At 42.7% G+C, this 20,053-nt stretch carries 23 protein-coding genes; 1 reads left to right on the top strand and 22 read right to left on the bottom strand.

The features are described 5' to 3' along the window. Positions 1 to 7: 7 nt before the first annotated feature. The 13 genes from nth to BW944_RS01260 all read right to left on the bottom strand — a co-directional run bounded on the left by nth (position 8) and on the right by BW944_RS01260 (position 12,569). The gene (gene nth / locus BW944_RS01320) at positions 8 to 670 is read right to left on the bottom strand and encodes an endonuclease III (RefSeq protein ID WP_076556531.1); all 663 of its coding nucleotides are present in this window, start codon (positions 668 to 670) and stop codon (positions 8 to 10) included. Between the two features lie 6 nt (positions 671 to 676). Beyond that, positions 677 to 1,363: a DnaD domain-containing protein gene (locus BW944_RS01315; protein ID WP_200806484.1), complete on the bottom strand. Its 687-nt coding sequence runs from the start codon at positions 1,361 to 1,363 to the stop codon at positions 677 to 679. A gap of 288 nt (positions 1,364 to 1,651) precedes the next feature. After that, positions 1,652 to 2,947 (bottom strand): asparagine--tRNA ligase, encoded by a 1,296-nt coding sequence (asnS, locus tag BW944_RS01310; protein WP_076556530.1) that lies wholly within the window; start codon positions 2,945 to 2,947, stop codon positions 1,652 to 1,654. A gap of 19 nt (positions 2,948 to 2,966) precedes the next feature. Then, complete coding sequence (locus tag BW944_RS01305; RefSeq protein ID WP_076556529.1) at positions 2,967 to 4,148, bottom strand: pyridoxal phosphate-dependent aminotransferase; 1,182 nt, start codon at positions 4,146 to 4,148, stop codon at positions 2,967 to 2,969. A 15-nt stretch (positions 4,149 to 4,163) separates the two neighbouring features. Further along, complete coding sequence (locus BW944_RS01300; protein WP_076556528.1) at positions 4,164 to 4,661, bottom strand: hypothetical protein; 498 nt, start codon at positions 4,659 to 4,661, stop codon at positions 4,164 to 4,166. Beyond that, complete coding sequence (locus tag BW944_RS01295; RefSeq protein ID WP_076556527.1) at positions 4,651 to 4,812, bottom strand: DUF4264 family protein; 162 nt, start codon at positions 4,810 to 4,812, stop codon at positions 4,651 to 4,653. The genes BW944_RS01300 and BW944_RS01295 overlap by 11 nt, the downstream gene beginning before the upstream one ends. A 48-nt stretch (positions 4,813 to 4,860) precedes the next feature. Beyond that, positions 4,861 to 7,686, bottom strand: a complete 2,826-nt coding sequence (dinG, locus tag BW944_RS01290) for an ATP-dependent DNA helicase DinG (RefSeq protein WP_076556526.1) — start codon at positions 7,684 to 7,686, stop codon at positions 4,861 to 4,863. A 26-nt stretch (positions 7,687 to 7,712) separates the two neighbouring features. Beyond that, a complete protein-coding gene (locus tag BW944_RS01285; protein ID WP_076556525.1) occupies positions 7,713 to 8,705 on the bottom strand; it encodes a biotin--[acetyl-CoA-carboxylase] ligase in 993 nt (330 codons plus the stop codon). Next, entirely contained in the window at positions 8,669 to 9,871 is a 1,203-nt protein-coding gene (locus BW944_RS01280; protein ID WP_076556524.1) for a CCA tRNA nucleotidyltransferase, read from the bottom strand. Before BW944_RS01280 ends, BW944_RS01285 begins: the two co-directional genes overlap by 37 nt. Further along, positions 9,858 to 10,991: an N-acetyl-alpha-D-glucosaminyl L-malate synthase BshA gene (gene bshA / locus BW944_RS01275; RefSeq protein WP_076556523.1), complete on the bottom strand. Its 1,134-nt coding sequence runs from the start codon at positions 10,989 to 10,991 to the stop codon at positions 9,858 to 9,860. The genes BW944_RS01280 and bshA overlap by 14 nt, the downstream gene beginning before the upstream one ends. 17 nt (positions 10,992 to 11,008) lie before the next feature. Continuing rightward, positions 11,009 to 11,413, bottom strand: coding sequence for a methylglyoxal synthase (gene mgsA, locus BW944_RS01270; protein WP_076556522.1), 405 nt, complete (start codon positions 11,411 to 11,413; stop codon positions 11,009 to 11,011). A 53-nt stretch (positions 11,414 to 11,466) separates the two neighbouring features. Beyond that, positions 11,467 to 12,261 (bottom strand): 4-hydroxy-tetrahydrodipicolinate reductase, encoded by a 795-nt coding sequence (dapB, locus tag BW944_RS01265; protein ID WP_076556521.1) that lies wholly within the window; start codon positions 12,259 to 12,261, stop codon positions 11,467 to 11,469. Beyond that, positions 12,258 to 12,569 (bottom strand): nucleotide pyrophosphohydrolase, encoded by a 312-nt coding sequence (locus BW944_RS01260; RefSeq protein WP_076556902.1) that lies wholly within the window; start codon positions 12,567 to 12,569, stop codon positions 12,258 to 12,260. The genes dapB and BW944_RS01260 overlap by 4 nt, the downstream gene beginning before the upstream one ends. Before the next feature lie 162 nt (positions 12,570 to 12,731). On the opposite strand from BW944_RS01260, the gene BW944_RS01255 reads away from it, so the two are divergent. Next, positions 12,732 to 13,607 carry a YitT family protein gene (locus BW944_RS01255; protein ID WP_076556520.1) on the top strand — a complete coding sequence of 292 codons (876 nt, stop codon included), beginning with the start codon at positions 12,732 to 12,734 and terminating at the stop codon, positions 13,605 to 13,607. Between the two features lie 74 nt (positions 13,608 to 13,681). Here BW944_RS01255 and BW944_RS01250 read toward each other — a convergent pair whose 3' ends face one another. The 9 genes from BW944_RS01250 to BW944_RS01210 form a co-directional block, all read right to left on the bottom strand. After that, the gene (locus BW944_RS01250; protein WP_076556901.1) at positions 13,682 to 14,356 is read right to left on the bottom strand and encodes a zinc metallopeptidase; all 675 of its coding nucleotides are present in this window, start codon (positions 14,354 to 14,356) and stop codon (positions 13,682 to 13,684) included. Next, on the bottom strand, positions 14,356 to 14,574 hold the full coding sequence (locus tag BW944_RS01245) for a hypothetical protein (RefSeq protein WP_076556519.1): 219 nt from the start codon (positions 14,572 to 14,574) through the stop codon (positions 14,356 to 14,358). Before BW944_RS01245 ends, BW944_RS01250 begins: the two co-directional genes overlap by 1 nt. A gap of 35 nt (positions 14,575 to 14,609) precedes the next feature. Then, positions 14,610 to 15,194 carry a lipoprotein heptaprenylglyceryl N-acetyltransferase LhaT gene (gene lhaT / locus BW944_RS01240; RefSeq protein WP_076556518.1) on the bottom strand — a complete coding sequence of 195 codons (585 nt, stop codon included), beginning with the start codon at positions 15,192 to 15,194 and terminating at the stop codon, positions 14,610 to 14,612. Between the two features lie 319 nt (positions 15,195 to 15,513). Next, positions 15,514 to 16,338: a menaquinol-cytochrome c reductase cytochrome b/c subunit gene (locus tag BW944_RS01235; protein ID WP_076556517.1), complete on the bottom strand. Its 825-nt coding sequence runs from the start codon at positions 16,336 to 16,338 to the stop codon at positions 15,514 to 15,516. Between the two features lie 30 nt (positions 16,339 to 16,368). Continuing rightward, a complete protein-coding gene (qcrB, locus tag BW944_RS01230; protein ID WP_076556516.1) occupies positions 16,369 to 17,043 on the bottom strand; it encodes a menaquinol-cytochrome c reductase cytochrome b subunit in 675 nt (224 codons plus the stop codon). 14 nt (positions 17,044 to 17,057) lie between these two features. Then, positions 17,058 to 17,555: a QcrA and Rieske domain-containing protein gene (locus BW944_RS01225; RefSeq protein ID WP_076556515.1), complete on the bottom strand. Its 498-nt coding sequence runs from the start codon at positions 17,553 to 17,555 to the stop codon at positions 17,058 to 17,060. Between the two features lie 124 nt (positions 17,556 to 17,679). After that, complete coding sequence (locus BW944_RS01220; protein ID WP_076556514.1) at positions 17,680 to 18,138, bottom strand: DUF2487 family protein; 459 nt, start codon at positions 18,136 to 18,138, stop codon at positions 17,680 to 17,682. A 70-nt stretch (positions 18,139 to 18,208) separates the two neighbouring features. Then, positions 18,209 to 18,775, bottom strand: a complete 567-nt coding sequence (locus BW944_RS01215) for a ReoY family proteolytic degradation factor (protein WP_076556513.1) — start codon at positions 18,773 to 18,775, stop codon at positions 18,209 to 18,211. A gap of 26 nt (positions 18,776 to 18,801) precedes the next feature. Continuing rightward, positions 18,802 to 20,052, bottom strand: coding sequence for a tetratricopeptide repeat protein (locus BW944_RS01210; protein ID WP_076556512.1), 1,251 nt, complete (start codon positions 20,050 to 20,052; stop codon positions 18,802 to 18,804). Between the last annotated feature and the right edge of the window lies 1 nt (position 20,053).

Genomic DNA, 20,053 nt, shown 5'->3' with positions numbered 1-20,053 from the left:
TGCCTATTCAGGCAAGCGGAGTTTTTTTCTGTTTCATTCTTTTTTGTCCTTCTCTGCATAAAGAAAGGAGAGGGCATTTTTCACAGTTAGGATTTTTAGCTTTACAATGGTATCTCCCGAAAAATATCATCCTGTGATGAGTGGCACTCCACTCTTCTCTAGGAATTTTTTTCATCAATGTTTTTTCTACCTGCAACACGGAATCTTTCCATCTGCATATGCCAAGTCTTTTTGAAACCCGCTCCACATGTGTATCGACTGCAATCGCCGGTTCACCGAAAGCTACAGATGCAACCACGTTCGCCGTTTTTCTTCCGACTCCTGCCAGGGTTTCCAACTCTTCTTTCGTTTGAGGTACTTCTCCATCGAATTCTGTTAATAAAGTACGAGCCATTTGTTTCAAATTTTTCGCTTTGCTTCGATAAAGACCGATTGATTTGATATCCTGTTCAAGTTCTTCAATCTCTGCTTGATCAATGTCTGTAGGAGTGACGTATTTCTGAAATAGATCCGGGGTAACTTTATTCACAAGATTATCTGTTGCCTGTGCAGATAAAATCACCGCTACAAGAAGTTGAAAAGGATTTTCATGGTTCAGTTCACAATCCGCTTCCGGGTACATGTCTTCCCATACATCCAAACAGTATCTTATTTCTTTAAGTGTAAGCATCTCTTCTCACTCATCCTCTAGCCAATTGTAATAAAGCGACACATCTCTCTTCGAACTTTCTGAGATCGTATTTTGTTTCTGGTTATTTCTGAACTGTTTTCCCTGATTTTTCGCTTGATCTACAGTTTTTATTCCTTTTCTTTCCCATTCAGCCAATATTCGATCAATATATTTGAAATTCATCTTTCCCATCAGCACTGCTTCTCTTAATGCAGCTTTGATCAAGTCTTCTCTGTATTCTTCATCATCAAGCCATATATTCACCGTTTCTATTTCAAATGGAGATAGCGGTCTGCCGAATTCTTTTTCAAACAAGGAAAACAGAGATTCTTTAGAAATATCCTGTGATTCTTTTTTCTCTTCTTTCGTCTCGAATAACCGTACAAATAAAGGTTCGAGTGAATATTTTTCCTGGATAATACCTTCAGGGCCTTTTTCATGCAGAATTTCGACCAGCCCTTTCTGAATCAATGTACGTAAATAATTCGAACATTCTTCTTCTGAAACAGTTACAAAGTCGGTGATTTCAGAAGGGGTCGGAAATGTTACCTTTTCCTGCTGGAATCTGAGAAGTTGAAGTATAATTACGAGTTCCGTTTCATTCATGTTCATGTTTTTATAAGAGGTCAATAGCACTTGCGGGAGGACCAGCTGATTCTGAAGCATTTGTTCATAAGGTAGATGATTCGACACGATGATCCCTCTTTCTTTGAAGAAAACTTTCTTAATTTCTTAATCAATCAGGTTCCGTTATCGTACTTTGCTGATTTTTGTCTATACGTGGGAAGTTTGAGATGAGCAGGCAGGTCTTTACGGAAACTTTCCATGATCGCTTCCGGTGATTTTTTTAGTTCATACCGTTTCAGACAGGACTCTTTCCGCCTGTCGTTCCCAAACCATCACCAGCTTTGCCGAAGTCCATCAATTAAAATAACAAACACCGAGGCGGCTCGGTGTCTGTCAGTCTCTATATAGATCTCTTTACGGATATAGTCGGTTCAAGAGGCGTGGAAATGGAATAGTTTCCCTCACATGCTCGACCCCAGCTATCCATGCTACCGTCCGCTCAAGCCCAAGACCAAACCCGGAGTGAGGTACACTACCGTATTGGCGAAGCTGGAGGTACCATTGATAAGCATCTCCTGTAAGATTATGCTCTTCATACCTTTCTTTCATCAATTCCAGATCATCAATCCGTTGGGAACCTCCCACAATTTCACCGTACCCTTCCGGTGCAATCAGATCGGCACAAAGAGCGAGGTCCGGACGTTCGGGGTCCGGCTTCATATAAAATGCTTTGATATCCAGTGGGAAATGGGTTATGAATACCGGCTTTTCATAACTTTCTGCAATAGCCGTTTCGTGAGGAGCTCCGAAATCATCTCCCCACTCGATATCTGTGAAACCTTTTTCATGCAATAATTGAATCGCATCATCATAAGTTATTCGTGGAAAAGGAGCTTTGATTTTTTGTAACGAAGTCAAATCTCTTTCTAAAGTTTCTAATTCCACCTTGCAATTCTGAAGAACAGATTGGACGACGTGGGAGACGTATTGTTCCTGAACTTCAAGACTGTCATTATGGTCCATAAAGGCCATTTCGGGTTCAATCATCCAAAATTCAATAAGATGGCGCCGTGTTTTAGACTTCTCCGCGCGGAAAGTGGGACCAAAACTGAAAACTTTATTAAAAGCCATAGCTGCAGCTTCCATGTATAACTGACCACTCTGGGAAAGATACGCGTCTTCATCGAAATACTTCGTATGGAATAATTCCGTCGTCCCTTCAGCGGATGAGCCCGTAAGAATCGGCGGATCAATTTTAACATAACCATTTTCATTGAAGAACTCATACGTCGCTCTGATGATTTCGTTTCTCACTTTCATTACAGAGTGTTGTTTTTTTGAACGTAGCCATAAATGACGATGGTCCATAAGAAACTCTGTCCCATGTTCTTTAGGTGTAATAGGGTAATCTTCCGCTTCCTGAATAATGGAGAAATCTTTGATCTGCATTTCAAATCCGAGGGGAGATCGCTTATCTTCTACAATGGTACCTGTTACATACAAGGATGTTTCCTGAGTAAGCGATTTAGCCTGATCGAATTTATCTTCGCCTATATCATTTTTGCCTATCACACCCTGGATGAATCCCGTACCGTCCCTGAGCTGCAGGAAGGCAATTTTCCCGCTGGAGCGTTTGTTGTGAAGCCAAGCTCCGAGTGTGACTTCCTCATTTAAATGTTTCGATACATCTTGAATCGTTGTTTTAACCATAGCTGACTTCCCTTCCTTACTATTGATGTTTCTGAATAAATTTCTTGATTCTTTCTGCTGCTTCATTCAAATTTTCCATAGAAGTTGCGTAAGATAGCCGCACATTCTCCTCAGCTCCAAAACCGGAGCCGGGTACGAGAGCTACTTTCTCTTCTTCCAGGAGAGCTTTCACAAATTCATCCACGTTCGAAAATCCGCAATTCGAAGCCGCTTCTTTCACATTCGGAAATAGATAAAAGGCTCCTTTCGGTTTCACACAGCTTATTCCCGGGAGATCGATCAGTTTGTCGTAAAAAGCATCGAGACGCTCACTGAAAGCATTACGCATCTTTTCCACTTCTTCTTCTCCATTCGTATAGGCAGCCAACGCTCCATATTGTGCAATCGATGTAGGATTAGAGGTGGAATGGGATGCCATGCTGGTCATGGCTTTTATAATATCTCTGTTCCCGACTGCGTAGCCGATTCTCCACCCGGTCATGGAATGGGACTTGGATACCCCATTGATCAGAATGGTCCGATTGTACAAATCTTCAGAGAGTTGTGCTATAGACACATGTGGGTCCTCGGTATAGATGAGTTTCTCATAAATTTCATCGGAAACGATGAGTATATCTTTTTCTTTTGCCACTTCTCCGATTTCACTTAACTCTTCCCGGGAGTACATCATTCCTGTCGGATTACTAGGAGAATTGATAATTACAGCTTTTGTTTTAGAGGTCACTGCTTGTTCCAGCTGTTCCCTGGTAATTTTAAAGTCATTCTCTTCACGGGCTTTGACAAATACCGGTTTCCCTCCGGCAAGTTTGACCTGCTCAGGATAACTCACCCAGTAAGGAGCCGGGATGACCACTTCATCTCCGGGATTCAAAAGCACTTGAAACAAAGTGAAAAGAGCGTGTTTAGCTCCTGTCGTAACCACCACCTGATCTTCGTCGTAGGTGAGCTGCTGATCTCTTTTCAATTTCTCGGTTATCGCTTTTCTCAGTTCAGGGATACCGCCTGAAGGAGTATATTTTGTCATCCCCCGATCCATTGACTCTTTGGCAGCGTCCAGAATATACTCAGGTGTGTTGAAGTCCGGCTCTCCCGCCCCGAGCGCGATAACGTCATGTCCTTGTTGTCTTAGTGCTTTCGCTTTCGCGGTGATTGCCAGTGTACTAGAAGGAGTAAGCGATTGTACTCTTTGTGCCAATTCCATAATAAATTCCCCTCTCTATTCATTATTTTTGAAAGAAAACCTTTGATACTCTTCCCCGTTACTCATATGGTAATATGCAAGCCCATATCTTCCCTTACTATCTGTATACGTGATTTCCCATAAGGGACGATCATTTTTATATGCAGGTTGGATATGTGTGAACTTGCATTGCCCACAATTATTATTCCAGGTTTCCCGGATGTCCGCTTTTTCCATTTGATCGTTCTGAGGAACCCGGTCGACAATCGTCCCTTCATCCGGATTCACATAGTAAATCATGGATTGCTCCTCACCGGAAGCGTAAAGAATGTGAACGGGAAAATCCCCATTAAAAGTATAACTCTCGTTGACTTCTACACCTTCTACCTGGGATTCTACTGTATCGATGGATGAGGGAATCCCTTCCGTTCGCCTATCATCTAATATGTTATAAAAAATACCGTATAATAAAGCTGCAATTAAAAGTATACCTGCCAGTGACCCGGCGATCCACCATAAGTAATTAGGTTTCATATACTGTCAATACCGCCGTATCCTCATTTTTCAAAGTCAAACCGACTATTACACCTTTTGATTTAAGTGATTTGTTCAACATATCTGTAATTCTATACAAATCTTTTGAGTAGTCCACTTCCAAACTTGAAATCATTTCCTGTTTTTTCATGATTCACTCCCCGTTCCATCTGTCACAAAAACTGATATCATATAAAGGTTAATCTTTTCTTTCAGGAGCGTCAATGGGCAGAAATTCATGAAACCGTTCCAACATATCTCTGGTAGTCGGTTCATAAACAGTTCTATTAGGTAGAGCTTCGACAAAATATTTTCCATAACTTGCCTCTACAATTCTCCGATCAAGGATAATCAAAAGGCCTTTGTCTTCCTCTCCTCTAATCAGACGACCTACTCCCTGCTTAAATCTGATGATAGCTTTAGGAAGGGTAAGCTCCATGAAAGGGTTTTCTCCTTTTTCGATCCACAGATTTTCTTCGCCCTGCTGCCCCGGGTGTGAGGGAGGATCAAAAGGAAGCTTAACCATTATAAGACAACTGAGGTCCTCGCCGGGAATATCTATCCCTTCCCAAAATGTGTTTGTGCCAAGGAGAATGGAAGACTCCAGGGTCTGAAACTCCTTCTTCAGCCGATCTCTGCTGCCGCTGGTTATTCCTTGAGCGATCAGTTGGTAAGAGTCGAGTTCCTGGAACTCTTTTAAAATGTGATAGACATTCTTCAGCATCGAGTATGACGTGAAAAGAACAAGCATTCTTCCATTGGTTTTCAGAGCGATAGAAAGAATCAACTCTCCGACCGCATACAAGAATTCATCCCCTTTCTGTTTCACGGATGGCATATCAGAAGGAACTACTACCTTCATCTGTTTCTCGTAGTCATAAGAAGAAGGGATGATTTCCTCCTTTGTCACTTTTTGAAGCCCTAATTGTTTTTTTATATATTCAAACGAACCCCGGGCTGCCAAAGTAGCACTTGTATAAATGATACTGTCCTTTTCGGATTCCAGACGAAGAGCCAGCTGTTCAGAATGTCGATAGCTTTCGCTTTCGATTGTCAGGGTCCCTTGAGGATGTTTCAGGTCGAGCTCCGCCCATACAGGATTCGACGTATTCTTCAGAAAAGTGTTTTCTATATCCTGAGACAATTCCTTATAATATCCCGACTGGTAATCAAGACGTGTAAGCAGCACGGTAATGTCTCGATTTTCCTTCGTTTGCAACTGCAGGAGCATTTCGTTCATCAACGTTTCCGTATTTCGAATAAGTTCATTCAATTCTTTAAGCAGACGTGCGCACATTTCAGACACCGTTTGTAGAAATCGTTCCGAACTATGACCACGAAAGTCGAATAGAACTTTACCGGTGTCGGATGAAAAGGTGATGCGATGCTTCACTGCGTAATCGGCAAAATAAGAAGAGAGATCGGCCCATTCTGTTTTGGCATTATCAATGTGGGTCGTGCATGCTTTCAGCAAAGCTATCTTCCTGTTCTTATCCAGAGATATATTCTGATAATAAGACGGTTCGAACAGCTCTTTCCATTGAGAAAACAATTGCTGCACAGCAGGATAATACAGGCGCGATCCAAAGTATTTGGAGGCGACGCTCTTTAAATGGTGTGCTTCATCAATAATAGCATAACGACAGTTCGGAATAAATTCCTCATCTTTCAATAAATCGAAGCAAAACAGTGCGTGAGTCGTGACAATAATATCCGCCTGCTTCGCTTTTTCATAAGCCTTATGATAATACGAATAATCCCCCATCGACAGGGAAAGTTCTTTCCCTTTCTGGTCCGCAGACACTTTGCGCCAAAATTTGTACCCATTCGAAGGCAATTGGATTTCTTCAATATCGCCCATCTCTGTTTCTAATATCCAGACCAGAAGCATCGCCTTCGTTAATACATCATCATAATTATCGAGTGTACCGTACTCCAGCTCATAGCGGAAATGCGCAAGACTCAGATAGTGTTCACTACCCTTCAGAGTAGCGAAAGTGAAAGGTACAGGAGAGATTTTTTGTAAAAGAGGCAACTCTTTTTGGGCTAATTGAGATTGCAAAGCATTTGTGTAAGTGGAAATAAGAACACGATTATTGCTCTGTAAGGATGTGTGCACAGCCGTCAAAACATAAGCCATGGACTTCCCGATCCCTGCACCGGCTTCTATAAAAGCGGACTGATGATTCAGAAAAGATTCACGAATTGATTCAGCCATTTTCTGTTGTTCTTTCCGTAATCGATAAGTGTCGATTACACTTCGCAATCCTTCAGAGGATTCAAACATGAAGTCTTTCCATTCTTGCCAGTCCGGAACGGTATGGCCATCATTCTTTTCTGAAAGCTCATGACTCATAGGCCGGACAGGGAGGCCTTCCCAAATGTCATACCCTTTCCTCTCTTCATTATTAACCTTATACCTTTTTTCCATAAGCAGGTCGTTAAGTACTGCTTTCAAATCACTTTTGAAAGAAGTGGAGAGTTTCAGAAGATATAACAGGGTTTTCTCAGGAAGCTCTTTGAGTTTCTCATATAAAATCGTCCATAATTCTGCAGTAACCCTGGCATCGGATATAGCACGATGGGGCTGATCATGACTCAAATCCAGATAGTCGGATAGCTCGGATAATTTATGGCCGGAAGCTTTGGGGAACAATACCCGTGAAAGCTCCACGGTATCTATCACTTTCGATGTTATTTCATTTTCCCCTAAATGGAGAAGAGAATCGTTGATGAATGTCAAATCGAAATCTATGTTATGAGCGACTATGTAGTCCTGGTCGAGCATCCGTTTCAAGTCAGGAACGATTTCTGAAAAAAGCGGGGCATCCAGTACATGTTCATCCGTAATACCGGTCAATCGGCTGATGAAGGAAGGGATGTCTGCCTCGGGATAGACGAATGTCGATAACTCTTCCACTACAGTATTTTCATTCATCACCACTATACCTATTTCTATGATTTTATCTCCCCGGGCAGGAGCATTTCCAGTTGTCTCCAAGTCGATTACGGCATAGGTACTCACATTTACCCCTTCTTTCCTGATACGTCTTAATAGTTTTCATTCCACAGAATTTCTGCGGAATAGAGTTGATGCTCTCTCCCTGAAGAATCAAGAACCATCAGAGCACCATCCGCTTCCATCCGATCGATTTTTGCACGCCAGGGTTCCCCCCATGTCGATACAGAAACCCATTGGCCTACTTTATAACCGATCTTTCCCCATTCCTCTTGGAAAGGGGAAAAACCCAGCTCGAAGTAACGGTTCAACTCGTATTCTAAACGATTCAACAGTTCAGTTACAATTTCACTAATAACCCTCTCCTCCCCTGTCTCCATATACAGGGAAGTAGCTTTTCGTTCAAGTTCCACAGGCATATCCTCAAGGCTCTGGTTCACGTTCAATCCAATTCCGAGTGCCAAGTAATCGATCGAGTCCTGTTCGGCTCTCATTTCAGTCAATATACCACACACTTTTCTATCACCGATCATCAAATCGTTCGGCCACTTGACCGTTGCTTCTATTCCTGACGCTTGTAACACGTTAACGATTGACGTAGCTGCCACGAGGGTTAATTGGGGCGCTTTCTGAGGGGGTATGGATGGTCTCAGGAGCAGACTCATCCATATCCCTTTCCCTTTCAGCGAGTTCCAGTCCCGTTTCATTCTCCCTTTCCCTGCAGTCTGCTCATCAGCCAGCGCTACAGTTCCGTTTGGATATCCCTCTTTTGCCATCGTATGTATCTTTTCCTGAGTGGATTTCACTTCAGTAAAATGGTAGAAAGTGCGGCCTATCTCCTTTGTGTTTAGTGTTGATTGAATAGATGCTGGAGAAATGCCGGGGGACGTCCCTACAAGTTTATAGCCTTTTTTCTTGACTACTTCAAACAGAAATCCTTCTTTCTCCAATTCTTTGATATTCTTCCACACCGCTGTTCTCGATACACTCAAGGTATCAGCCAACCATTGACCGGACAGGTAATCCTCCGTTTCTTTGAAAAGATCAATCAGTTTCCTTTTTGTCGATCCCGTTCTTTCACCCATTTTATCAACTCATCTCTATTATTTGCAGAGGTTCCTTCTGCAACAATTCTAAGTAAATAATCAATGTATTCCCCTATCCACTTGCCTCTTTTACGTTCAGGGAACAGTCGGAACAACTCGTAAGTGTCTATATCCAGATCCGCCCGGGAATGAATCGGGAGAGAAGCATACTTGATCGTCGGGTCTTCAGGCAGAGAGTAGTTCAGACTGTGCATAACATTCTCCCAACTCTTTATGTAGGCTCCTCCGAGCCTATAAAGCATGTATCCGCTCATACCTTCCCGTTGATACATTTGCGCAGCTTCAGTGATTTTTTTCGCTTTCCTTTTCACCTGATTAGACAACCTCCAGGCGGACACCCATTCTTCCGGAGATACATCTTCATACGACAGGTGATAAAAGCCGATCAGCTCTCCCCAATCTGAAAGAAGCACCAGAGGTTCACGTTGGACTAAAGCGGGGTGATCCTGGAAGACAGGCAGATATTGAAAGCTTTTAGTCGCCAACAGATAGTTCCATCCTTTCCTATAGAAAGGGGAAGTCATCATTTTTCCGAACTCAGATGCTAAGCGTTCCACCGACAAAAATTGCAGGAGATTCCTTTTTTCAGTTATAACCTCTGTTACTGAATGATCGATAGAAAAATCGAGTTGGGCCGAAAAACGAATAGCTCTCATCATACGTAACGGATCTTCTGCGAAACGTTCCGCCGGAGCTCCCACTGTTTCAATTCTTCTCTCCTGTATCGCTCTCTGACCGCGGAAAGGATCGATTATGTCACCATTGACCGCCAAGGCCATAGCATTCATTGAGAAATCTCTGCGCGAAAGATCTTTTTCAATAGACGTGACAAAATATACCCGGTTCGGATGACGGTAATCTTCATAATCCTCTTCCATTCTATACGTCGTCACTTCGAAAGAATGGGAGTGATGCCTGACAATGACCGTGCCGTGCTCCAAACCGACAGGGATCACTTTATCGAAGATATCCATAATTTGTTCCGGGAGTAGAGAAGTAGCTATATCAGCATCTTTCATCTCGTGCCCGAGAAAATAATCCCGCACACATCCTCCGACTATAAAAGCCTCTCCCCCATGTTCTTCAATGATGGAAATCACTTCAGCTGCACGTTTCAATAAAGGATGCTCATCATAGTTCACCATGTAACACCTGCTCGTATAACCTTTCGTACTGACCTACTATTTTTTTTGCGGAAAATTTCTCATTCACTGCACGAACCGCATTTTTCGAAAATTCGCTGCTTTGTTCAGGATCTGTGAGCAGTTCCAATGCTTTTTCTTTCACCTGATTAATATTCTGGACTTCTACAATGAATCCATCGACACCATCTTCGATCACTTCGGGGATGCCTCCGACGTCTGCGCCTATGCAAGGCACTCCACAAGCCATAGCTTCAAGCAGGACAAGTCCGAAACTTTCCTTTTCACTGAGTAATAATTTCAAATCCGCAATAGACAGCAATTCCTGAACGCGTTCCTGTTTACCCACAAAGAGCACTTTCTCCTCCATTCCAAGGCTTTTGACCAGGTCATACACATGGTTGAACTCAGGACCATCCCCGACAAGGATAAGCTTGGCTTTCACTTCTTGTTGGATAAGATGGAAAGATTTAACTACATCATCCACCCTTTTAACTTTTCTGAAATTAGAAACATGAATAACCACTTTTTCATCTTCCTGTATATCAAACTGGCTTTTGAGGTTGGCCGTATCTATATTTTGATACTCCCGTTCATCCACGAAATTATAGATAACGTGCATATCTTTATCCGTTTTAAGCATACTTCTTGTTTGAGAAACGAGGCTTCGGGAGACGGCTGTGACTGCATCTGATTTTTCAATACCGAATTTGATCAGCTGTTTCAGATTGTCATCAATCCCGAGAACCGTAATATCCGTACCATGTAATGTAGTGACCACTTTCAGGTCCAGATCGCTGCACATCTGCTTTGCGAGGATCGCGCATACTGCGTGTGGCATAGCATAATGGACATGGAGTAAATCAAGGCCTTCCCGTTTTGCTACCTCCGCCATCTTATTGGCCAGAGCCAGATCGTAGGGAGGGTGTTGAAAAACAGGATAAGAATTCACTTCCACTTCATGAAAATAAATGTTTGGATATATTTTATTTAAACGAAATGGAATCTGAGTCGTAATGAAGTGAATCTCATGCCCTTTTTCTGCAAGAAACTTTCCCAGTTCTGTCGCTAAAACCCCTGATCCGCCTACAGTCGGATAGCAGGTAATCCCTATTTTCGCCATATCAGTCACCTACTATTTCAATTAGACTCTTTGTTGATTTTTCGATAATCAAGATCTCCTCTATTAATTCCATGGACGAGCATCTCTGCTCCTGCCATATTGGTTGCCAAAGGGACCTGATGGACATCACTCAATCGAAGCAAAGCACTGATGTCAGGTTCGTGCGGCTGAGCCGTCAATGGGTCACGGAAGAATATTACCATGTCCATGACCTCCTCGGCGATTTTTGCACCTATTTGCTGGTCCCCCCCAATAGGTCCTGACTGGAACCGGATTATATCAAGCCCGGTCGCTTCAGAGATTCTTGCACCAGTAGTCCCTGTGGCATAGAGGGTGTGGTTTTCGAACACGGGCAAATACGCTTGAACAAAGTTGACTAAATCATCCTTCTTTTTATCATGGGCAATAAGTGCAATATGCATCTTCTGCTCCCCTTTCTCTCAACTTCCACTGTTTTCATACTACGTAGAGTCTTTTATTCCAAAAGGTGCTCGAGCCCATAAACAAGTGTATTGATCTCCATGACTTTTTCGCAGGAAAGTTTTACCCCGGACATGAAAGATGCACGATTCATGGAATCATGTTTGATTGTCAGCGTCTGTCCCTCGCCTCCGAACACGACCTCCTGGTGAGCTACAAGACCCGGGAGTCTCATGCTATGGATTTTCATACCATCCATATCCGCGCCTCTGGCCCCTTGTAGTGTTTCTTTTTCGTCAGGATGCCCTTGCCTCTTGGATTTTCTTTCCTCTTTTATCAATTGAGCTGTTTTGACAGCTGTCCCTGAAGGTGCGTCCAGTTTCTGGTCATGGTGTTTTTCAATAATTTCAACGTCCGGAAAATGTTTGGCAGCCCATTTGGCAAATTGCATCATCAGGACTGCTCCTGTAGCGAAATTAGGGGCGATCACAGCTCCTAATTTATTTTCCTCACACAGCTCAGTTATCTCCTGTAGTTGTTCCTCAGTGAAGCCTGTAGTACCTACAACCGGCCTTACGCCATGATTCAAGGAAGCTTTCGTATGCTTGTATCCGAATTCAGGAGTAGTCAAATCAATGAGCACGTCCGCTTTTGTTTCCCTAAGACACTGTTCTGCGTCTTCATAAATGAGTGCATCAAAAGCCGGAAGTCCTTCGATATCTTTCACACGACTTTGATCATTCTTACGATCGATACACCCTACCAGATTCAGGTTTTCTTCCTCTGCAATCATCTCAAGAGCAGCGGTACCCATCTTCCCTCTCGGTCCTGCAACAATAACATCGATCATCGCTCTTCCTCCTTTTTCGTCCATCTGTCTTTGTCTCTTGTTTCGATTTTACCCATGGACAAATCAAACGCTTCTGATAAATCTATATCCAGAGAGTTGGCGAAGCTGGTCAATACAAACAAAACATCTCCCAGCTCTTCTTCCAAGGCTTTTTCAGCTTCAGTGTCTTTTTTCGGTTTTTCACCGTATACATGATTCACTTCCCTCGCAAGTTCTCCGACTTCTTCTGAAAGTCTGGCTTGCATACTGAGTGGCGAGAAATAACCTTCTTTGAACTGAGATATGTACTGGTCTACCCTTTTCTGCATTTCTTGTGTCGATAAGTTCACAACATCCGACTCCTTTATTAAACATCTTCTTAAATGGTAGCTAAAACTCGTCGATTTGACAAATCTTTCTCACTTTTATTGTAAGTCTTTTTCTCTTTCCTTATAATTTAAGAGTAGGTGTTCAGAAAAGGAGGACATTCATTGAAAAAAATAGGTATTAAATGGAAAAACATTATATTCATTTTATTCGGTTCCGCTATTTTTTCATTCGGCCTGGTCCACTTCAATATTCAAAATGAATTGGGCGAAGGTGGGTTTACAGGTATCACACTGCTATTATTGTACTTATTCGACCTAGACCCTGGAGTGATGAACATCGTTCTGAACATTCCGATCCTGCTGATTGGATGGAAGACACTCGGAAAGCAGACGTTTTTTTACACATTGCTAGGTATCATCGCGGTTTCTGTGTTCATCTGGATTTCTCAAACCTATATGATCATTTTTGACCTTTCTTCCGATTTGACACTGGCGGCACTATTTGCCGGAGTGTTCATCGGAGTAGGTCTCGGCATCATCTTCCGGTACGGCGGTACAACAGGAGGGGTCGATATCATCGCAAGACTCGTAAACAAGCATTTCGGTTGGAGTATGGGAAAAGCCATGTTCGTATTTGACAGCTTCGTCATTTTCACTTCAATCGTTACATATCTGAATCCTATCCGTGGTATGTATACGCTTGTAGCCGTCTTCATTAGTGCAAGGGTCATCGATTTCATTCAGGAAGGCGCTTATGCAGCCAGAGGCGTTACCATCATCTCAAGCAGGAGTGAGGATATAGCCAGCAAAATAATTGTTGAAATGGACAGAGGAATAACCACCCTCGAAGGACGCGGTACGTTCACCGGCGAAAAGAGGGATGTTCTCTATTGCATTGTAGGTCGTTTGGAAATCGTTAAAATGAAACAGATCATAGAATCTATCGACCCTCATGCATTTGTTGCAGTCAGTCATGTCCATGACGTTATCGGGGAAGGCTTCACACTGGATGAAAATAAAAATCCCATCGACCCTTGAGTAATCATAAGAATAAAATGCAAAAAAAGTAGCGGAATCAAGCGTTCCGCTACTTTTTTATATGAGTGTAGCATTTAATCCTGGTTCATCCCGATAAACATGAACACGAAACGTAACAGTTCCGCCAGAGCGACAAGCGCACTCGCTACATATGTCATAGCAGCTGCATTCAGTACTTTTTTGGTACTCTTTTCTTCGTCATTCTTGATGATCCCTGTCGATATAAGCTGGGTCATCGCCCGGTTCGAAGCATCGAATTCCACCGGCAAGGTGACAAGCTGAAAGAGTACTGCGGCTGCAAAGAAGATAATCCCGAAAAGTAATAGTCCTTGCATATCCAACAAAAGACCACCGATAATTAAGAAGATGGAAATGTTGGAACCGAAACCGGCAATCGGTACGAGAGCACTTCTGAACTTCAGGAATGCATATTCCTGCGCATCCTGAATAGCGTGTCCCACTTCGTGAGCAGCTACTGCAGCACCGGCTTGTGAAGCCTGATGATAGTTGTGCGTCGACAAGCGAACAACTTTTTTACGGGGATCATAATGATCCGTGAGACTCCCCTTCACTTCTTCAACACTGACGTTGAATAAACCGTTATCATCCAATATCTTACGAGCTACTTCTGCTCCACTCATACGCGAGGAAGTAGTGATCTTCGAATATTTTTTATACGTACTTTTGACTTTTGACTGTGCCCATAGTGGCAGAATCATAAGGATCGCAAAGTAGATAATGAAACTCATCATAAAGTAATCCCCCTGTCCTCACCAATAGTGTCTCTTTTCATACTTTTGTTCTTCCATTCATAGAGGTGTTCTCTCTGCATTTTCACGATTCTTTTTCTACCCCCAAGTATATTAGTTACATCATTATTGTACCTATAATGGCATTCGGTGTCCACAACAATGCATTGTTTCCCGGGAAGTCTATGAACTCCTGGCAAAATCAGTGTTTCAAACATAAATACTACCACATTTTCGCTCAATCATTTTATAGCTATGCTTTTCCTATAGATCTCTGTTTTCTATTCACGACCCACCAGGCGAGTCCTATGCAAAAGATGCTTAGCCAGAACGTCGCATATCCTATCTCGTTCATATATTGGTTGATAGAAGGATATACAGGCATCTGCTCAAAGACATAATCGATAATATCGTTGTGCAGTGTCCAAACTGCGACGATCGCGACATGAACATAGGAGAACGTGTATTTCCCCATATATAGCAATGCTTGAAGTGCCATGGCTCCATGTGAAATTATCAGCATGTAACTTTGCCACGGCAACGACCCTTCCACTAATAGTGTAAGAATGTTCATAGCAACCGCCCATAGTCCATACTTCACTAGAGTAATCAGAGCAAGAGCTTCTATAAGACGGAAATGTTTACCCAGCAGCCAACCACCTATAGCTAATGTAAAAAAAAGGCTCGCCGTAGGACTGTCCGGTACGAATATAAGGAAAACAGGGTCAGTTCTTTGTAACTGTGGGAGATACCAAATATACCCGTAAAGTGTGCCAAAGAAGTTCACAAAAAATAATGAAAGTAAAAATAATCTGGAATTCAATATGTAGTTCAACATCAACAATGCCCCTTCTTTATGTAAAAGTCGGCTCCTATCGAAGTGATGATCGGAACCCTATGTTCAATCAAAAAAATGAAGCATCATCTTTTCTATTTTATTGGCTACCCTGAACATAAATATTCAGGCGGACGCTTCCCGCCGGCAAGACGGCAGACTATCAGAATCTTATTACGTTCGATTCCGGTGATTTTCCTTTCATACTCGTCCCTCAGGCGTCTCTACCCTTCGTTCTGAAATCAATAATGAACGATAACAGAACCAATTTATTAAAAAAACAAGCCGTGCAAAGAAGCACGACTTGTTTCCAATGTGAATATCAGTGAGAACCTCCGCCGGAGCCTCCGCCAGAACCGCCTCCGCTATTAGCTTCAGCAGTTTCTTTTACGAATTCTGCGAGTTGTTGCAACTCTTCGTCAGATCCACCGAAAATCCCTTCCGGCATACTACCGATACCATTCACGGCAATGTCCTGTATTTCCTCTACTGACTTTTCAGTCGCAAGTAGAGATGGATTATTACCGGAACCTTGCAATTGTTCACCGTGACAGGACATACAGTTTGCTTCATATGCCCCATAACCTGCGTGATCCGTATTCACTTCCACTTCCGTTTCCTGGGCTGCTACGTCAACCGTATAGTCCTCAGCACGCTGTTGATAATCGACAGAAGAAACCGATTCATATGTGAGCCAGATGGTTGCAGCCACACCGAGAAGCATAAGTCCAGTAGCAATCGGTCGCTTGGATACCCTTCGTCCCGGTGCACGGTCGAGAAACGGAGCTAAGAGCAACGCACCGAACGCCAGTCCAGGCATTACTATCGCACCGATGACGATATACTCCCCACCAGCGAACTGATATTTAAGTATTTGATAAATAAACAGGAAATACCAGTCTGGAAGCGGAATATAAGAAGCATTCGTCGGATCCGCCTGTTGCTCAAGCGGTGAAGGGTGGGCTGCCACCAATATTAAGAATCCGATCAGGAATACCGATCCGGTCAACCACTCTTTGAGCAGAAAGTTCGGCCAGAAAGCTTCTGTACGGCCAGGATATTCCGAATAATCCTTCGGCACATTTTGGGTTTTATTCGCCTTGATACGGGAATCCCCGACAAATTTCATTCCTTTTCCTCTATGCACAGCTATCCCTCCTTTTGTTACGCTAAATTTTTATAGCGGTCCTGAAATACCTTGCCTTCTGATCAGTACAAAGTGTGCTCCTAGCAGAACAAACAATGCAGCAGGAAGGAAGAATACATGGATAGCAAAGAACCTTGTTAAAGTCTGTGCTCCGACAATCGTCTGATCTCCTGCAAGCAGTGTCCGGAGCTGATCTCCGATCACCGGAGTAGCTGCAGCTATTTCAAGTCCTACCTGTGTTGCAAAATAGGCTTTGTTATCCCACGGAAGCAGGTAACCTGTGAAACCTAAACCGAGTATGACGAAGAATAATAGTACACCTACGATCCAGTTAAGTTCCCGTGGTTTCTTATAGGCTCCCTGGAAGAACACCCGGAGTGTATGTAAAAATAACATCACCGTAACAACACTGGCTCCCCAGTGGTGCATACCACGAACAATCTGACCGTGAGCTACTTCCATCTGTAAATAATAAACTGAATTCCATGCATTCTCAATATCAGGCACATAATACATCGTTAAGAACATACCTGATAAAATTTGAATTACCGTAACGAAGAATGTAAGTCCACCGAAACAGTAAACAAAAGCTGAAAAGTGATATGCAGGATTCACGTGTTCCGGTACTTCGTGATCAGCAATGTCACGCCATATCGGGTTGACGTCTACACGCTCATCGACCCAATCATATAATTTTTGCAGCATGAACTACGCCCCCCTTATCTCGCAATTTCTTGACCTAAGTACAACATGCCTTCTTCCACTTTTGATTCATAAACCGGAAGCGGTGCAGTCGGTGGTGTACCAGGTATGTTGACACCGTCTTTTGTGTAACGACCTGCGTGACATGGACAGAAGAATTGATTCGGATATTCTTCGTTAGATGCCCAGTCCACAGTGCAACCCAAGTGGGTACAAACCGGCGACAAAGCCACTATTTCATCATCTTCATTTCTGTACACCCAAGCTGATTTTTGGACTTTAGATTCATACCAGCCATCCACCTGTTCAATCTCCCACTCAAAACGCTGCGGTTCATTCGTAAGCTCCTCCACATCAGCTACGGATGTGAATTCACCTGCCGCGGAGGGTTTGAATACGGGGTCAATGGCAAATCTGACCATTGGAGCCATCATTCCTGCAGCCATAAAACCGCCAAGCCCGGTTAGTGTGTAGTTTAAAAATTGACGACGGGATACTTTTTTTGGTTCGCTCATTCTTTTCCCCCCTCTATACTGACCCGATGTTCATGGATAGTTTACAAATATTTTACTAGGACATTACCATGATAGCGCAAACAGCCTGTCCGGTCAATGAATTATCCATGAAAAGGAGTAATATTCACTCCCAGGTCTCTTTTATGATTTCGACTATTTCTCTAGCTTGTTCTTTAACGAACGACTGCGTTTCCGTAGATTGCAGATCACCCTTTCGAAGGCCCGGGAACCATAACAATTCTCCTTTGAGTTCTTTCTCTTCTTTTCTCCAATTTCTGTCAAAGCTGAAGAGGAAAATGTACTTAAAGGATTGCTCTGAAAACGAATCGATCCATTGATTCAGCCTTTCTTTTTCATTTTCCACGTTTTCACCTATATAGTTATAAGTCGGAGCAAGAACTATCCGTCCTTTGAATTGTTCCTCAATAATTTTTGAGAACAGGTTATTCAACTCATGTTGAAAAGCAGAACTTACCATTTTATCATCACCTGAAGTATGTATCGGTATCAAGGGGATGAATAGAGTGTCTATGTATTGTTTTTCATCAACGAATTGGTCAAGATCATTTTGTGACCATCTCATGTTACCGTCCTCCTCTAGAGTAAGTTTACAAAAGGAAGCCTTCGCAAGCAAGATAAAAAAGCAGAGGCAATTATTCCATCCCCTGCTTTTTCATTCTGTTTTTCAAATCTGTATATTGCTCAGATAACTGTTTGAAAAGCACTTCATCTTTCGTGTCCAGGGCCTTGTCGATGTTACTGAGCAGAGTTTCTTTCTGGTTCAGTATCAGCTGATGGTCGAGCCACTCACCGGCAAGGTTCTTTTCCCTTTCATTACTATGGAAATCTTCCGGTAAGAAAGGGTTTTCTTCTTCCACTAGCGCTAGCATACTGCATTGCTCATTACTTTCGTAATCCAATTCGACATACATGGTCTCAAAATTATTCATCCGGATATCATGGAAAGGTTTGCTACCGTCTATCGTAGATATTTTACCTTTATAAAACATCAGTGGGGAGCCGTTTTCGCTCTTGCTTGACAGGTAGAGACCGCGCGGACAAAATTCTGCATGCTGAATGAATTTAACATTCGTCAAGGCGTGTTCTTCATTAAGTAGATAATTTAATATCCATCGCCCTTCCCAATTCTTCAGAAAATGATTGTTTAAAAACCAGCGCAAAAACTGTTTTTTTTCCGCAAGTGATACTGACACTTTCACTTACTGTACCTCCCCAGGAAAGGATTTCATGCTTCTAACCTCTCTAAGAACTCTTCGATTTCTGTATTGGATGGTTCAAATGTAAGATATTCTTTGAATACGGAAGCTGCTTTTTCGTTTTGACCATCTTCCACTAAGAAATATCCATAATCTTCCAGGAATTCTGTATCTTCCTTGAAGGAAGTATAGGCGTTTTCATAGTAATCGGAAGCTTTCTCGAAGTTCTCTTCTTCCCTATGAGCCTGAGCCAGTTCCCAGTCATATAAGGGATCTACTTCTCCCATATTCTGAATATCCTCAAGCAATCCAATCACATTATCATAATTTTCTTCCTGCTTATAATTTTCGAGAAGAAACAGTACCGCTTCCTTGTAACCCGGATCCAAAGAAACCGCTTCTTTCATAGCCTGATATCCGGCTTCTTTATCTCCTTGCTTGTGGGCGAGGAACCCTGCCATATAATACAAATCCTTGTTGAATTCATCTTTTTTCAGGCCTTCTCTCGCCTTTTCCAGCGCTTCCTGAGCCATCCCTTCTTCCTCATATACCCTTGCCAATAATGGATAAACTGATTGATAATATGGATCTTTCTTCAGAAGGTCTTCCCATACCTGGATAGTTATATCATTCCTACCGGCTTTATTTGCAATAAAGCCATAGCGGAACTGAACGTCAGGATTTTCTTCTTCAACCTCCTGAAAGTATTCAAGAGCAGTTTCAAATCCACCTGTCGCGGCATGTGCTTCCCCGAGTCTGGTAGCAACTTCAATGTCTCCGATGACCCGGGAGTGTTCCAGTGCGTTTTCATAAAAAGGGATACTTTTGTTGTATTCACCATTGGAGAAAGCAAGCTCTCCGAGGGCAAAATCTATGACCGGTTCATTAGGATCGTAATATTTTGCGGTCAGCAACTTACTTTCAGCTACTTCGAAGAGACCTTGTGTCTGATATAAATCTGCCACTTGCATCAACGCTTGCAAATACATCTCATCTTCGGGCTCTATTTTATTGAGCAGATCGATCGCTTCCATATCCTCCTCAAGGTCAACGTGGAGTTCGGCAAGCATCACGATTATCTCTTGTTCTTTCGGATACTGTTGCAAAAATTCTTTTAAAATCATCTTCGCTTCTTCCAGCATCCCCCATTGCATATAGAGTTCTGCTATGGTAAATTTCTCTTCTTCATCAGCTTCAGGTAAATACTCCTGTAACGTCTGAAGCGCAGCTTCCGTTTGATTTTCTTCCATTTGATGGACGGCCTTTTGAATTTCCTCCATA

The sequence above is a fragment of the Salimicrobium flavidum genome (genome assembly GCF_900156645.1).
GTDB lineage: Bacteria > Bacillota > Bacilli > Bacillales > Halobacillaceae > Salimicrobium > Salimicrobium flavidum.
The sequence above is the reverse complement of the archived record's forward strand: the minus strand, read 5'-3'. Positions and strand labels throughout refer to the sequence as shown.

Coding starts and splice junctions, on each gene's coding strand:
- nth (WP_076556531.1), bottom strand. CDS start 670: ATGCTTACACTTAAAGAAATAAGATACTGTTTGGATGTATGGGAAGAC.
- asnS (WP_076556530.1), bottom strand. CDS start 2,947: ATGGTTAAAACAACGATTCAAGATGTATCGAAACATTTAAATGAGGAA.
- BW944_RS01305 (WP_076556529.1), bottom strand. CDS start 4,148: ATGGAATTGGCACAAAGAGTACAATCGCTTACTCCTTCTAGTACACTG.
- BW944_RS01300 (WP_076556528.1), bottom strand. CDS start 4,661: ATGAAACCTAATTACTTATGGTGGATCGCCGGGTCACTGGCAGGTATA.
- BW944_RS01295 (WP_076556527.1), bottom strand. CDS start 4,812: ATGAAAAAACAGGAAATGATTTCAAGTTTGGAAGTGGACTACTCAAAA.
- BW944_RS01285 (WP_076556525.1), bottom strand. CDS start 8,705: ATGGGTGAAAGAACGGGATCGACAAAAAGGAAACTGATTGATCTTTTC.
- BW944_RS01280 (WP_076556524.1), bottom strand. CDS start 9,871: ATGGTGAACTATGATGAGCATCCTTTATTGAAACGTGCAGCTGAAGTG.
- bshA (WP_076556523.1), bottom strand. CDS start 10,991: ATGGCGAAAATAGGGATTACCTGCTATCCGACTGTAGGCGGATCAGGG.
- mgsA (WP_076556522.1), bottom strand. CDS start 11,413: ATGCATATTGCACTTATTGCCCATGATAAAAAGAAGGATGATTTAGTC.
- dapB (WP_076556521.1), bottom strand. CDS start 12,261: ATGATCGATGTTATTGTTGCAGGACCGAGAGGGAAGATGGGTACCGCT.
- BW944_RS01260 (WP_076556902.1), bottom strand. CDS start 12,569: ATGCAGAAAAGGGTAGACCAGTACATATCTCAGTTCAAAGAAGGTTAT.
- BW944_RS01250 (WP_076556901.1), bottom strand. CDS start 14,356: ATGAGTTTCATTATCTACTTTGCGATCCTTATGATTCTGCCACTATGG.
- BW944_RS01245 (WP_076556519.1), bottom strand. CDS start 14,574: ATGTTTGAAACACTGATTTTGCCAGGAGTTCATAGACTTCCCGGGAAA.
- lhaT (WP_076556518.1), bottom strand. CDS start 15,194: ATGTTGAACTACATATTGAATTCCAGATTATTTTTACTTTCATTATTT.
- qcrB (WP_076556516.1), bottom strand. CDS start 17,043: ATGCTGCAAAAATTATATGATTGGGTCGATGAGCGTGTAGACGTCAAC.
- BW944_RS01225 (WP_076556515.1), bottom strand. CDS start 17,555: ATGAGCGAACCAAAAAAAGTATCCCGTCGTCAATTTTTAAACTACACA.
- BW944_RS01220 (WP_076556514.1), bottom strand. CDS start 18,138: ATGAGATGGTCACAAAATGATCTTGACCAATTCGTTGATGAAAAACAA.
- BW944_RS01210 (WP_076556512.1), bottom strand. CDS start 20,052: ATGGAGGAAATTCAAAAGGCCGTCCATCAAATGGAAGAAAATCAAACG.